At 67.6% G+C, this 13532-nt stretch carries 13 protein-coding genes; all 13 read left to right on the plus strand.

Annotated features, from left to right (window positions below):
- Window positions 1-4: 4 nt before the first annotated feature.
- The 13 genes from AB0C34_RS14330 (at window position 5) to AB0C34_RS14390 (ending at window position 13531) form a co-directional block, all read left to right on the plus strand.
- Window positions 5-1777 (plus strand): branched-chain amino acid ABC transporter ATP-binding protein/permease, encoded by a 1773-nt coding sequence (locus tag AB0C34_RS14330; RefSeq protein WP_357071587.1) that lies wholly within the window; start codon window positions 5-7, stop codon window positions 1775-1777.
- Complete coding sequence (locus AB0C34_RS14335) at window positions 1777-2538, plus strand: ABC transporter ATP-binding protein (protein WP_357071590.1); 762 nt, start codon at window positions 1777-1779, stop codon at window positions 2536-2538. The genes AB0C34_RS14330 and AB0C34_RS14335 overlap by 1 nt, the downstream gene beginning before the upstream one ends.
- A 4-nt stretch (window positions 2539-2542) precedes the next feature.
- The gene (locus AB0C34_RS14340; RefSeq protein WP_357071592.1) at window positions 2543-3718 is read left to right on the plus strand and encodes an ABC transporter substrate-binding protein; all 1176 of its coding nucleotides are present in this window, start codon (window positions 2543-2545) and stop codon (window positions 3716-3718) included.
- A gap of 84 nt (window positions 3719-3802) precedes the next feature.
- Window positions 3803-4993, plus strand: coding sequence for a hypothetical protein (locus AB0C34_RS14345; RefSeq protein WP_357071595.1), 1191 nt, complete (start codon window positions 3803-3805; stop codon window positions 4991-4993).
- Entirely contained in the window at window positions 4990-5412 is a 423-nt protein-coding gene (locus AB0C34_RS14350) for an OB-fold domain-containing protein (RefSeq protein WP_357071598.1), read from the plus strand. Before AB0C34_RS14345 ends, AB0C34_RS14350 begins: the two co-directional genes overlap by 4 nt.
- The gene (locus tag AB0C34_RS14355; RefSeq protein ID WP_357071601.1) at window positions 5409-7043 is read left to right on the plus strand and encodes an AMP-binding protein; all 1635 of its coding nucleotides are present in this window, start codon (window positions 5409-5411) and stop codon (window positions 7041-7043) included. The genes AB0C34_RS14350 and AB0C34_RS14355 overlap by 4 nt, the downstream gene beginning before the upstream one ends.
- Entirely contained in the window at window positions 7040-8488 is a 1449-nt protein-coding gene (locus tag AB0C34_RS14360) for an enoyl-CoA hydratase-related protein (RefSeq protein ID WP_357071604.1), read from the plus strand. Before AB0C34_RS14355 ends, AB0C34_RS14360 begins: the two co-directional genes overlap by 4 nt.
- Window positions 8481-9209 carry an SDR family oxidoreductase gene (locus tag AB0C34_RS14365; protein ID WP_357071607.1) on the plus strand — a complete coding sequence of 243 codons (729 nt, stop codon included), beginning with the start codon at window positions 8481-8483 and terminating at the stop codon, window positions 9207-9209. Before AB0C34_RS14360 ends, AB0C34_RS14365 begins: the two co-directional genes overlap by 8 nt.
- On the plus strand, window positions 9206-10003 hold the full coding sequence (locus tag AB0C34_RS14370) for a glucose 1-dehydrogenase (protein ID WP_357071610.1): 798 nt from the start codon (window positions 9206-9208) through the stop codon (window positions 10001-10003). Before AB0C34_RS14365 ends, AB0C34_RS14370 begins: the two co-directional genes overlap by 4 nt.
- Before the next feature lie 71 nt (window positions 10004-10074).
- Window positions 10075-11220 carry an acyl-CoA dehydrogenase family protein gene (locus AB0C34_RS14375; RefSeq protein WP_357071613.1) on the plus strand — a complete coding sequence of 382 codons (1146 nt, stop codon included), beginning with the start codon at window positions 10075-10077 and terminating at the stop codon, window positions 11218-11220.
- Window positions 11204-11989 carry an SDR family oxidoreductase gene (locus tag AB0C34_RS14380; protein ID WP_357071615.1) on the plus strand — a complete coding sequence of 262 codons (786 nt, stop codon included), beginning with the start codon at window positions 11204-11206 and terminating at the stop codon, window positions 11987-11989. Before AB0C34_RS14375 ends, AB0C34_RS14380 begins: the two co-directional genes overlap by 17 nt.
- 25 nt (window positions 11990-12014) lie before the next feature.
- Window positions 12015-12473 carry a MaoC family dehydratase gene (locus tag AB0C34_RS14385; protein ID WP_357071617.1) on the plus strand — a complete coding sequence of 153 codons (459 nt, stop codon included), beginning with the start codon at window positions 12015-12017 and terminating at the stop codon, window positions 12471-12473.
- Entirely contained in the window at window positions 12470-13531 is a 1062-nt protein-coding gene (locus AB0C34_RS14390; protein ID WP_357071620.1) for a phosphotransferase family protein, read from the plus strand. The genes AB0C34_RS14385 and AB0C34_RS14390 overlap by 4 nt, the downstream gene beginning before the upstream one ends.
- Window position 13532 lies beyond the last annotated feature (1 nt).

Below are 13532 nucleotides of genomic sequence, written 5' to 3' on the forward strand. Positions count from 1 at the left end.
CGCGATGTCCAGCGCCTTCTCGATGCCCCGCGCCTGGTGGCAGACGCTCGTCGCCCCGGTCGTCCTCGTGCTCATCGGCCTGTTCGTGCAGGGTGACGGTTTCCATGTCTACCTGGCCATCACCGCGGCGACGGCGTTTATTCTGACCGTCAGCTTCAACCTGATCTACGGCTACGCCGGCGTCTTCTCCCTCGCACACATCGCCGTCTACGGCATTGGCGCCTATGCGGCCGTGTTGCTCGAGATGAAAGCAGGACTTCCATTCCTGGTGGCCACGCTGCTCGCGATGCTGATCTGCGCGGTCGTCTCGATCCTGGTGTGGCTACCGACCCGCCACCTGCGGGACCTGTTCCTCGCCATCGCCACGCTCGGCCTCGCCGTCACCGTGCAGGAACTCATGCTCAAGTGGACCTCGCTGACCGGAGGCGCCGAGGGGCTGCTCGGCATTCCCTTCGCCACGGCGTTCGGGAGCGACCTTGCCGCCAACTCGATGTCCTACTACTGGTTGGCCGCCGTGGCCGCGATTCTGGCCTGGGAGGTCTCCGCGCGACTCACGTCGTCGGGCATGGGTCGTAAGTTCATCGCCCACCGCGAGTCCCCGGTCGCGCTGGCTGCGGTCGGGGTCTCTCCAGGACGGGTGCGCCTCGTGGCCTTCGTGGTCTCCGGCATGCTCGCCGGCCTAGCGGGGTCGCTGTTCGCCCACCAGGCACTGTTCGTGGCCTCGGAGTCATTCGGCCTCCCGCGGCTGATCCTGCTCATCCTCGCGGTGCTGATCGGTGGCGCCGGTACGCAACTCGGACCGGTGGTGGGTGTGGCGGCCCTGGTCTTCATCGACGAGGCGGGGGCCGCAAGTTCGGGTTACAACACACTGATCCTCGGTGTCGCCATCGTGGTGCTGCTCGGGTACTGGCAGGGTGGTGTCGCCCGACTGCTGAACCTGACGCTGGGGCGCTGGCTGCGGCGACGTCCACCGGAGATCAAGCCCGCCCGGGTCTCCTTCCCGGTGGTCGAGAACACCGACGTGCTGCGCGTCGAGGACATCGGCGTGGAATTCGGCGGGGTGCACGCGCTCGACTCCGTCTCGCTCGAGGTGCGGCCCGGTCACGTGCTCGGTCTGATCGGGCCGAACGGTGCAGGAAAGACCACCCTGGTCAACTGCGTGACCGGTCACGTCGTCCCTACCGCGGGCCGAGTGGTGCTGGGCTCCGAGCGGCTCGACGGTCGTCGTCCGGAGCAGGTGGCGGGGCTGGGCGTCGTACGCACCTTCCAGACGGCGAAGCTGCTGACCCAGATATCGGTCGTCGGCAACGTGGCACTCGGCTTCGCCGCTGGCGCCCGGGCCACCGACCTCGGCGAGGTCCTGGATTCACCCGCGGCGCGAGCGGACACTCGGCACAGCCTCGAGGAGTCGGTCGGCCTGCTCCACGCTCTCGGGGTGGACACCGACCTCTGGGAGCCGGTCGGAGCGCAGCCGTACTCCACCCAGAAGCTGGTCGAGATCGCCCGAGCCCTGGCAGGCGCCCCGTCCTTCCTGCTGCTCGACGAGCCAGGAGCGGGTCTCAACGAACACGAGTGCGCGACGCTCTCCGACATCATCCGCAGGCTCGCCCAGTCCGGGATCGGGATCCTGCTCATCGACCACAACGTGTCTTTCGTGGCTTCGGTCGCGGACCACGTGCACGTGCTGGACGGTGGCCGGACCCTGGCCACCGGAGCCCCCCGCGAGGTCCTCGACCGGCCCGAGGTCGTCGCGGCGTACTTCGGAGGTGGTGAGTGATGTCGTTCCTCGAGGTACGCGGACTACGGGCAGGATACGGCGCAGCGACCGACGTGCTGCACGAGATCGAACTGGACGTTCCACAGGGGGCGGCGATCGGCGTGATCGGCGCCAACGGCGCAGGCAAGAGCTCGCTACTCCGGGTGCTCGCGGGCCTCCAGCCGGCGCGTGGCGGAACCGTTCGACTCGACGGGAACTCGCTCCCGAGCGAAAGCGCCGCGGCGAGGCTGCGCCGCGGGGTCGTCCTGCTTCCCGAGGGGCACCGCGTGATCCGCAAGCTGACGGTGGAGGAGAACCTCCGCCTCGCCGCGATCTCGACTTGGCCGCGCGGTGTCAAGACTCGGCTGGCAGCCACACTGCCGACCGTCTACGAACTCTTCCCGATCCTGCACAAGCGACGCAAACAGCTGGCAGGACTGCTGTCGGGAGGCGAGCAGCAGATGGTGAGTATCGGCCGGGCCCTGGTGTCCCAGCCGAGGCTCCTGCTGCTCGACGAGCCGTCGCTGGGACTCGCCCCGGTCGTCATCGATCGGATATACGAGTCGCTCGCCCAGCTCAAGCAGACGGGCCTGTCGATGCTGATCGTCGAGCAGGACTATGGCCGGCTCAACAGGCTGTGCGACCAGATGCACGTGCTCCGTCTCGGGTCCGTGACGCTCTCCGTATCGGGAGCGCTCACGGATGAAGGAGCTGTCCGTGCCGCCTACTTCGGTCACGAAGAAGCGGCCAGTTCCACCGACGCGACACCTTTTAAGGAGTAGTTCAATGAACAAGAAGCTGGTTGCCGCCCTGGCAGCTGCATCCATGGCCGCCCTGTCGGCTTGTGGTTCCTCCGCCTCGGGTGGGGGTGGCGGCGGCGGTGACACCGTAAAGGTGGCGTTGATCATCCCTTTGACCGGGGCCTCGGCCAAGACGGCGAAGCAGATGGAGAACGCCGCCAACCTGGCCGTCGCGAAGATCAATCAGGATGGTGGTGTCGACGGCAAGAACATCTCCCTTCAGGTGTACGACGACAAACTGACCCCGGAGGACGCCACCAAAGAGTCCCAGCGCGCCATCACCCGTGACGGCGCCGTCGCCGTGGTCGGTGCCCAGAGCAGCGGCGAAGCACTCGCGATCCGTGAGGTCGCGCAGCGCTCCAAGGTCCCGTTCATCACGTCGTCCGCTACTGCCGAATCCGTGACCAAGGACGCGACGTTCACCTACCGCATTGCGCCGCTGCTGACCGATTACGCCAACGGGGTGGTCGACACGGCCAAGGCGCTGAACCTCACGAAGCCTGCGGTGCTCAACGACTCGGGCGCCGCCGGCCTACTCCTGAAGGATCTGTTCGAGACACACGCCGAGAAGGTCGGGTTGTCGTTCGCCGGCGCTCCGATCGAGTTCCCGATCAACGGCACCGACGTGTCGGCGCAGGTGTCCAATGCGTCCGGGCTCGAGCCGGACGGTGTGCTGATTGGTGGGTCGGCCGGTAGCGATCACGGCCTGGTCGCCAAGACCATGCTCGAACAGGGGCTCGACGTGCCGCTGGTGGGCTTCAGTCCGATCCTGGTCAGCGACGCCATCAAGATCGCCGGCAACGCCTACAGCGACCTGCCGGGTGTCTACTCGCTACAGAACCTCGACCAGAAGAAGGCCGCTACGAAGGCGTTTATGGCGGCTTACCAGGCCAAATACGGCGCCGAAGACCTCACCGAGCAGCCGGCGCAGACCTACGACGCGCTGATGATCCTCGCCGCCGCACTCGGGAAGACGAAGGGCAAGGGCGGCCAGGCGCTGGCCGACGCGCTCGACTCCATCGCGCCGTACGAGGGGACCTCCGGCAAGGAAGGCTCGAAGATCCAGTTCACCAAGAACCGGCACGACGGGTTCACCGGTGACTACCTCGTCACCTACAAGATGAACGGCGCGAAGGCCGAGCAGGTCGACCTGACCCGCTGACGATGGACCGGGTGCACCCCCATCAGCGCGGAGTACCCGGACCATTACCACCACCCATCATCCAATCCATTCAGAGGAGAACCCTTGTCCGACCCCAGACGGCGCCTGAGTTTTCTCGGGCGCACGGCCCTTGCCGGCGTGGGGATGACCGCGTTGACGAAGGCGTCCGGACGCTCGGTCCTGGCGCTCGCGGTAGAGGCATGCCGAGGCGCCGCGGACGACGCGGGCCTCGGACTCGCCGACATCGACGGTGTGCTGAGTTTCAGCTTCAACAACGACTCGGTCTCGTCGCAGGCCGTCGCCACCGCGCTCGGGCTGCCGGCGCCGCGCTACCTGGTCGATGTGAGTCTCGGGGGACAGGCACCCGCCTTCTTGATCATGCAGGCGGCGGCGGCGATCGAATCGGGCATGGCCCGCAACGTACTGGTTTATCGCGCGCTCAACGGACGCAGTGGTCAGCGCGTGGGCAGCACCCGCGCTCCCGGCCTCGCGCCGTCGTTCCGCTACCCGTACGGTCTCACGGCCTACCCCCAGTTCATCGCCATGTGGGCGCGGCGCTTCCTGATCGAAACCGGCGGGTCGGAGCTCGACCTCGGTGCCGTTGCCGTGGCCCAGCGTGCCTGGGCGATCGACAATGACCGGGCGCTGCGGCGTAAGCCGCTGAGCATCGAGCAGTACCTCGAGTCGCCGATGGTGGCCGACCCGTTCCGCGCGGTCGACTGCACCACCGAGGCCGACGGCGCCTGCGCTGTCCTGGTCACGTCGCGCTCGCAGGCCATGGACCTGCGCCACGATCCGGTCGTGATCGAGGGTGCGGCCTACGGCACGGGAAAGCGGTCCGGTCTGGACGCCGGCGACGCGATGCTGTGGCCCGACCTCACCCGCAACTACACGAGCATCATCGCCGAGGAGTTGTGGAACAGCGCGGGCATGAAGGCCGCGGACGTCGACATGGCCCAGCTCTACGACTGCTTCTCCAGCAGCGTGCTGCTGGCCATGGAAGGGCTGGGACTCGCCGGCCGCGGTGAAGCGGCGGACATGGTCCGGGCAGGCCACACCCAGCCGGGCGGACGGCTTCCGGTCAACACCAACGGCGGCCTGCTCGCCGAGGGCTACCTGCACGGCATGAACACCGTCGCCGAGGCGGTGTACCAGATGCAGGGCCGAGCCGGCGTACGAACCGTGCAAGGAGCGCAGACCTGCGTGGTCACCTCGGGCGCCCTGACCGACGGGTCCGCTCTGGTCCTCGCCCGTCAGCAGCGGGTGGCAGCATGAGCACCTCACCGGCACAAGCTCTGTTCACGGGTACCGACCCGGACGCGGACGGCTTCTGGGCTGCGGTCGTCGACGGCGAACTGCAGCTGCGCCGCTGCACACGCTGCGGCACCTGTTTCGTGCTGCCGCTGCCGTCGTGCCCGGAGTGCGCTGCCGAACCCGAGCTAATTCGCTCCGCGGGGCGCGGTTCGCTCTACACCTGGGTGGTGGTGCACCACGCGTTCGACGAGGATCTCGCGCGACAGGTGCCCTACGTCGTCGGCGCGATCGAACTCGATGAGGGAGCCCGAATCTTCGCGCGGGTCGAAGGGATCGACCTCGCAGCGCTCGACGCCGATGTACGGCTGCGAGCGACCTACCCCTCGGATCCGGAACGACCACCCATTGTCTTCGTGCCGGAAGGAGGTGGGGTCTCGTGACTGTCAAGTCCGTCGGCGTGCACAGCGACGCGGCGCAGCGCGGCTACCGGGACCAGGGCCGCTGGCCCCAGTACACGGTCGGCGAGCGGGTGCGGCACTGGGCCGCACAGCGGCCGGACGCGATCGCCGTCGTGGACGGGACCGACGGCCGTCGGGTGACCTACCGGCAACTCGCCGAAGACAGTGCCCGCGTAGCCGCGTGGCTCGTCGGCCGCGGTGTCCAGCCGGGTGACGGGATTTCGGTACAGCTGCCCAACCGCTACGAGACCGTCGTCATGGACGTCGCCGCGCTGTCGGTGGGCGCCTGCCTGAACCCGCTGCTGCCGAACTACCGCCGCAACGAACTCGAGCACTTCCTGCGAGTGTCCGACGCCCGGGTTTTCGTCACTCCGTCGACCTACCGGCGGTTCGATCACGCGGCCCTCGCCGAACAACTGTGCGCGGACCTGGGCGGTTCGATCGCCCACCTCGTCGTCGACCACGACGGCCACGAATTCGGTGGCATCCCGTTTTCCGAAGCGCTGGCCCACGAGCCGCTCAGCACCTTTCCTCCGGCGCAACCGGACCGGGTCAGCGAGCTGATCTTCACCTCCGGGACCGAGTCGCTGCCCAAGGCCGTGATGCACACCGAGGAGACGGTCAACCACTCTGTCGAGGCCACCCTCGCGCACCTGGGCCTCGGTGACGACGACGTCGTGTGGATGCCCTCGCCGGTGGGGCACTCGACAGGCTTCAACTTCGGCGTCCGGCTGGCGCTGGTCGCCGGCGTGACCGTCGTCCTCCAGGACATCTGGCAGCCGGCCGAGGCCGCACGCCTGATCGAGGAGAACCGCTGCACGTACACGCTGGCCGCCTCGACATTCCTCGCCGACCTGCTGCGTGCGGCACGCGAGGACGGCCGTGACGTGAGTTCGATGCGCACGTTCGGGTGCGGCGGGGGACCGGTCGCGGCAGAGTTGGTCCGCGAGGCGGCCGCGCAGGGCATCCATGTGCTGCGGATCTACGGCTCGACCGAGGGCCTCATCATCTCGTGGAACCAACCGGATGCGCCGCAGGTCAAGCGCGAGGAGACCGACGGTCTCCCACCACGGCACACGGAAGTCGCCGTCTGGGACGAGGAGGGCCATGCACTCCCCGCAGGCGAGGTCGGCGAGCTGATGGTCCGCGGACCCAATGTCTGCGTCGGCTTCTTCGACGACGCCGAGCGCACCGCCGCCACCTTCACGCCGGACGGCTGGCTCCGTTCGGGCGACCTGGGCTTCGTCGATGACGACGGGTACGTGACGGTGTCCGGACGCAAAAAGGAGACGATCATCCGCGGTGGCCTCAATATCGCCCCCAGAGAGATCGAGGACCTGCTCGCCGGGATGCCGGGTGTGCGCGAAGTGGCCGTGATCGGGGTGCTCGACATCCGTCTCGGGGAGATCGTCGGCGTCTGTGTCGTCCCCGAGCCCGGAGAGTCGCCGACTCTCGCAGATGTCGTGGACTACCTGGCAGCCAAGCAACTGGCGAAGTACAAACTCCCCCAGTACATCCACGTGCTCTCCGAACTGCCACGCACGCCTACCGGCAAGATCCGCAAGACAGAGTTGGCCTCGTCCATCAACTTCGAACGGAACCAGTCCGCATGAATGCATCGACACCGGTCACTGTCCGCGAGGAGTGGGAGCTCGACGGCACCAAGGGCGTTCTCATCCGGCTCAACAGAGCCGAGTTGCGCAACCCGCTCGACCACGACACCGTGCGCGCCCTGCTGCGCCACCTCGACGAGGCCGAGCAGGATCCGACCGTCCGAGGCTTCGTCGTGACCGGCGCTGGCCCCGCCTTCTCCGCGGGCGGCGACCTGCGCAAGTACGTCGACCTCTACACCCGTCCCGCGCAGTTCAGCGCGTTCCTCGCCGACTTCAAGCAACTGTGCGAGCGGCTCGAGCGTGGCCCGCTCGTCACGTGCGCCATGGTCAACGGCGCCTGTGTGGCAGGCGGCCTCGAACTCGCGCTGGCCTGCGACTTCATGACGATCGCGGAACAGGCACGGATCGGCGACGGACATCTCGGCTCCGGACAACTGCCCGGAGCCGGTGGTAGCCAACGCCTCGGCCGCGCGATCGGCTGGCAGAAGGCCAAAGAGTGGATGCTGTCCGGACGCCTCTACTCGGCACGTGAGGCCGAGCGCGTCGGGCTGGTCTCGCTCGTCACCGAGAGCGAGACCTTGGAGCCCATGTCACTGGCGATGGTGGCGGCGGCGGGCCAGCACAGCCCGCTGGCCTACCGCACGCTCAAGCAGCTGATCGACACCGGTCGCCAGGCCAACCTCGACGAGGGGCTCACCCGCGAGGTCGAACTGGTACACGAATACGCCACCACCTCTCGGGACGCCACCGAGGGTCTCCTGGCCTTCCTCGAGAAACGCCGCCCCAACTATGACGGCCTGGCCAGCGCGTCGTCGACCACGCAGCCGCGCACACAGAAGGGCAATCGCACGCGGGCGCTGCTCAAGGCATCGGCACGCACGGTGTTCGGCCGGAGCGGCTACGGCAACGCCCGCATCTCTGACATCACGGCGCAGGCGAAACTCTCGCAAGGCAGCTTCTACCGCTACTTCACCGACAAGGACGCGGTGCTGCACGACCTGCTCGAGGACCTCCTGCGCGACGTCGTCGAGTTCGCGCGCGACAGTTGGAGCGCCACCGACCCGGCGAGGTCGGTCCGGGTGACCACCCGCAAGTACCTCGAGTTCTACCGGGACAACGCCGACCTCTACGCCCTGCTGATCGAGGTCGCGCAGACCGACCCCCAAGTGCGGCAGATGTGGGGGGACGCACGCGACGCTTTCTACACGCGCATCGCGCGGATGATCCGGCGGTCACAGGAGCGGGGCATCGCTGGTGCGGAGCTGAACCCCGACTTCATCGCGATGCTGCTCGGTGGCATGACCGAGCAGTACGCCTACGCGTGCTTCGTCGAGGGCCGTTACGCGTCCCTCCCCATCGAAGAGGTCGTCGAGCAAATCTCCATGGTGTGGGCCGACGCGATCTTCCGCGGCGGATCAAAGGGATCGGAGTCGGCCGGTGAGTGAGGACGTGCGCCCCGTCGCGATCGTCTCCGGGGCAGCACGCGGGATCGGCGCCTCGGTGGTCGAGCGGTTGGTGACAGCAGGGTGGTCGGTCGTGGGAATCGACCTCGACGACGGCGAGTCCGACGCGACCTGGGTCGCCGGGGACGTCACCGACGAGGAGACCTGGCAGCGTGCCCTGACACTCACCGAGGACCTCGGTCCGTTGCGGGTGGTTGTGAACAATGCCGGGGCCCAGGGTGCGGGCGGGCGGATCGCCGACACCGCCGTGGAGGAGTTCGATCGCGTCATCGACGTCAACGTCCGCAGTGCGTTCCTGGGCACTCGGCTGGCGCTGCGGCACGCCATGCCCGGAGGAGCGGTCGTCAACGTGGCCTCCAACGCCGGGCTTCGCGGAGTTCCCCGGTTCGGCCCGTACGCCGCGGCCAAGCACGCGGTTATCGGCCTGACCAGGACGGCGGCCCTGGAAGGTGCCCGCAGGCAGTTGCGGGTCAACGCGGTGGCCCCTGGCCCGACCGACACCCGGATCATGCAGGCAGTCGCGCGCTCCTTCGACGCAGACTCTCCCGAGACCGCGCTGTCGCGGATGTCCCGAGCCAACCCGATGGGCCGGTTTGCCCAAGTCGAGGAAATCAGCGCGGCCATCAGCTGGCTCGCAGGTCCGGACTCCGCGTATGTCAACGGCTGCGTGCTCTCGGTCGACGGCGGACTCACCGCCGCATGAGCGAACTCAGTACATATCGAACGAAAGGCAACACCGTGAAAGGCAACCTCTTCGACCTAGAAGGCCGTGTAGTCGTGGTCACCGGAGCCTCGAGCGGGCTCGGTGCGCACTTCGCGCGCCGGCTGGCCGGGGAGGGCGCGCGAGTGGTTCTCGCCGCGCGCCGCCGTGATCGGATCGACACGCTGGCGGCGGAACTTCCCGACGCGCTGGCCGTCGAGTGTGACGTCACCTCGGAGGACGACTGTGCCAGTCTCGTGGCGTCCGCGGTGGAGCGCTACGGTGCTATCGACGTACTCGTCAACAACGCCGGCGTCAGCAAGCCGGCACGGGTCGAGGACGAGACCGTCGCGGACTTCCGCCGCGTGATCGAGGTCAACCTGGTCGCGACGTATTCGCTGAGCCGACACATCGGCACGCTGATGGCAGAGCGCGGCCAGGGATCGATCGTCAACATCGCGTCGGTCGTCGGGATGGTCGGGCTCGGACGAATGCCTCAGGCGAGCTACGCGGCGAGCAAGGCTGGCGTGGTCAACCTGACGCGTGAGCTGGCAGCGCAGTGGGCGCGCAGCGGCGTCCGGGTGAACGCCATCGCCCCGGGTTTCTTCCCCTCGGAGATGACCGAAGCCCTCTTCAATGATCCGAAGGGCGAGGCGTGGGTCGCCAAGCTGACGCCGATGGGCCGCGGTGGACGTGCGGGGGAGCTCGATGGTGCGCTGCTCTACCTCGCCAGCGACGCGAGCAGCTACGTGACCGGCTCGGTGATCCCGGTCGACGGAGGCTGGACCGCGGTCTGACCGACCGCCCGTCCGCCTGACGTTTCGTCCCCACTTCCACCGCACCAGCAGTCCCAGGACAAGGAGGATCGGTGCTGTCTTCCATCTACGACGACGACCACGAGGCATTCCGGGCCGCTGTGGGCGAGTTCCTCGCCCGCGAGGTCGTCCCACACCTCGACGAGTACGCCACCGCGAAGGGCTTTCCGCGCGAGCTGTGGAAGAAGGCGGGCCGGCAGGGCTTGCTGGGGCTCGAGGTTCCGGAGGAGTACGGCGGATCCGACGCCCGCGATTACCGCTACAACGCGGTGATGTTCGAGGAACTCTCGCGGGTCAACATGGCGCTGCCCTCCTGCCTGGGTATCCACGCCGACATCGTCGCGCCGTATCTCGTCGGCCTGACCACGCCCGAGCAGCGGGAGCGCTGGCTCCCCGGCGTGTGCAGTGGCGAACTGCTCACGGCTGTCGGCATGACCGAGCCCTCGGGTGGCTCCGACCTCGCCGCGCTCCGCACTACGGCGGTGCGCGACGGCGACGAATGGGTGATCAACGGCGCCAAGACCTTCATCACGAACGGCTATTCCGCCGACCTCGTGCTGGTCGCCGCCCGAACCAGCCCCGAGAAGAAGGCCCGCGGCATCACCCTGTTCGCCGTCGAGGCGACCCGAGAAGGCTTTTCCCGCGGCCGCAAACTGGACAAGGTCGGCCAAGATGAGTCCGACACGGCCGAGCTATTCTTCGACGACGTGCGTGTCCCCGACGCGAACGTCGTGGGGGAGGTGGACCACGGCTTCATTCACATGATGAATTTCCTGCCCCAGGAACGGTTGCAGTCGGCGGTCACCAACCTCGCCCACGCCGCCCACATCCTCGACGAGACCGTGCAGTATGCGCGCGAGCGCACCGCGTTCGGTCAGGCGATCGGCAGCCTCCAGTACAACAAGTTCCTCATCGCCGATCTGGTGACCCGCGTCGAGGTGACCGAGGCCTATGTGCACCAGTGTGTTCTGGCGCACGCGCACGGCAACCTGACGCCCATCGACGCCGCAAAAGCCAAGTGGTGGACGGCGCAAGTGCAGAACGACGTGCTCGACGCATGCGTGCAGCTGTACGGCGGCTATGGGTTCATGAACGAGTACCGGGTCGGCCGGGCCTGGCGCGACGCCCGCGTCACCAAGATCTGGGCTGGTTCCAACGAGATCATGAAGGAGCTGATCGGCCGTGACCTCAATCTCTGATCGCAGTGCCGGCCACGACGAGAACCGTGTGGCAGGCAACATCACCTTCGACTTCGCCGGCCGCACGGTGGTCGTCACCGGAGCGGCGCGGGGCATCGGCCGGGAGATCGGCCGCGCCTTTCGCGCCTCGGGGGCAACGGTCTACCTCATCGACATGGATGCCGACGAGGTGGCAGCGGCGGCCGACGACCTCGGGGTCCGTGGACTCGAGGTAGACGTCAGCAGCACCGAGCAGGTGGAGGCCGCCGTCGAGCAGGTCGTAGCCGAGACCGGACGTCTCGACGTGGTCGTCAACAACGCCGGCATCCTGCGCGACAACGTGCTGTGGAAACTCACGGATGCGGACTGGGACCAGGTTCTCGGCGTCCACGTCGGGGGCACCTACCGATTCGTCCGGGCCGCGGTGCCGCACTTTCGAGCCCAGCAGCACGGTCGCATCGTCAACATCACCTCGTACACCGGTCTGCACGGCAACATCGGACAGGCCAACTACGCGACCGCGAAAGCCGGGATCATCGGCATGACGAAGACAGCGGCCAAGGAACTCGCTCGGTTCGGAGTCACCGTCAACGCGATCTCCCCGAACGCCGAGACCCGAATGATCGCCTCCATCCCCGAGGCCAAGCGCGCCGAACTCACAGCCGGCATTCCGATGGGACGCTTCGCCGACCCGTCCGAGATGTGCGCAGCCGTGCAGTTCCTCTCGTCGGACGAGGCGGGTTACATCACCGGCGTCGTCGTCCCGGTCGACGGTGGGCTGTCGATGTGACCACCGATCACCTCAGGAGACAACCATGCTGCAGTTGAGCTTCGACGAGTTGGGCGATCAGAGCGGCCTACCACTCGGCGCCACGGACTGGATCGAGGTGTCCCAGTCCGATATCGACGCGTTCGCGCGCATCACTCGTGACGCACAGTGGATCCATGTGGACCCGGACCGCGCCGCCGAAGGTCCGTTCGGCCGCACCATCGCACACGGCTACCTGACGCTGTCCTACGCCTCGCACTTCCTGGAGGAGTTGTTGCACGTGGAAGGCGCGACCAACGTGGTCAACTACGGTGTCAATCGGGTGCGATTCCCCGCTCCGGTGCCGTCCCAGGCCAAGCTACGCGGCCGCGGCGAGCTGCTGGACGTCGAGTCGAAAGGTGCCGCCCGCCACGCCCGCATCGCGATGACGATCGAGATCGAGAACGGCGACCGGCCGGCCTGCGTGGCCGAAGTGCTGGTGCGCTATGCACAGGACGAAGGATGAGTGACATCGGTCGGAACTCGTTACCGACAGCGCGCCCGGCCGACCTGCCCGGCTTGGACCTGGGCCGACTGTCCGGCTGGCTCGACGAAACACTGCCCGCTGGTCGATCCGGCGAGCTTGCCGCACGACCGCTGACCGGGGGCCGGTCGAATCTCACCTACTTGGTCACCGACGGCACCGACTCTTGGGTTTTACGACGCCCGCCAGTGGGCGAGGTGCTGGCAACTGCCCACGATGTCGCGAGGGAGCACCGAGTGCTCGCGGCACTCGCGGATACGAATGTGCCGGTGCCGCGGGTGTTCGGGTTGTGCACCGACCCTGCGATACTCGGCGCTCCGTTCTACGTCATGGAGCACGTTGTCGGTACGACATACCGCGACGCCTCCGACTTGGCGCCGCTACGCTCCACTCGCACCCGCGCGATCTCGGAGAGTCTGGTGGACACCCTCGCTGTCTTGCACTCGGTGGACGCCCAGGCCGTCGGACTCGACACGCTCGGGCGGCCCCAGGGCTTTCTCGCCCGGCAGGTCCGCCGCTGGGCGGCGCAGCTCGAGGCGTCCGAGACCCCCGCGATCGCACTGGCGCGCACCGTGCACCGGCGCCTGGAAGAACGGGTACCCGCGGACAATCTGCCGGGAATCGTGCACGGCGACTACCGCCTCGACAACGTGCTCGTCGCACCGGACGATCGCACCCTCGCGGTCATCGACTGGGAAATGGCCAGCTGCGGTGACACAATCACCGACCTGGCATTGCTCGTCGTCTACCAGCGCACTGCGAGAATCGCGGAGGGCACGGTGGTACCGACCGCGTCGTCAGCGCCAGGATTCCTCACCGAACAGGAGATCGTCGAGCGTTACCAACGGTCCTCGGCACGCGATCTGAACAGGTTCGGGTTCTACCTCGGACTCGCGTCGTTCAAGCTGGCGGGCATTATCGCGGGCATCCACCAGCGCCACCTCAATGGTCAGGTCACCGGTCCGGGTGTCGACAAGATCGGCTCGATGGTCGAGCCGCTGCTCGAAGCCGGACTCAGCACACTTCGGGAGGACGACTGAC

The organism is Nocardia sp. NPDC049220 (genome assembly GCF_040647855.1).
Lineage (GTDB): Bacteria > Actinomycetota > Actinomycetes > Mycobacteriales > Mycobacteriaceae > Nocardia.

Excerpts from the sequence above, each read along its gene's own strand:
- AB0C34_RS14330 (WP_357071587.1), top strand. The coding sequence starts at position 5 with ATGTCCAGCGCCTTCTCGATGCCCCGCGCCTGGTGGCAGACGCTCGTC.
- AB0C34_RS14335 (WP_357071590.1), top strand. The coding sequence starts at position 1,777 with ATGTCGTTCCTCGAGGTACGCGGACTACGGGCAGGATACGGCGCAGCG.
- AB0C34_RS14340 (WP_357071592.1), top strand. The coding sequence starts at position 2,543 with ATGAACAAGAAGCTGGTTGCCGCCCTGGCAGCTGCATCCATGGCCGCC.
- AB0C34_RS14350 (WP_357071598.1), top strand. The coding sequence starts at position 4,990 with ATGAGCACCTCACCGGCACAAGCTCTGTTCACGGGTACCGACCCGGAC.
- AB0C34_RS14360 (WP_357071604.1), top strand. The coding sequence starts at position 7,040 with ATGAATGCATCGACACCGGTCACTGTCCGCGAGGAGTGGGAGCTCGAC.
- AB0C34_RS14370 (WP_357071610.1), top strand. The coding sequence starts at position 9,206 with ATGAGCGAACTCAGTACATATCGAACGAAAGGCAACACCGTGAAAGGC.
- AB0C34_RS14385 (WP_357071617.1), top strand. The coding sequence starts at position 12,015 with ATGCTGCAGTTGAGCTTCGACGAGTTGGGCGATCAGAGCGGCCTACCA.
- AB0C34_RS14390 (WP_357071620.1), top strand. The coding sequence starts at position 12,470 with ATGAGTGACATCGGTCGGAACTCGTTACCGACAGCGCGCCCGGCCGAC.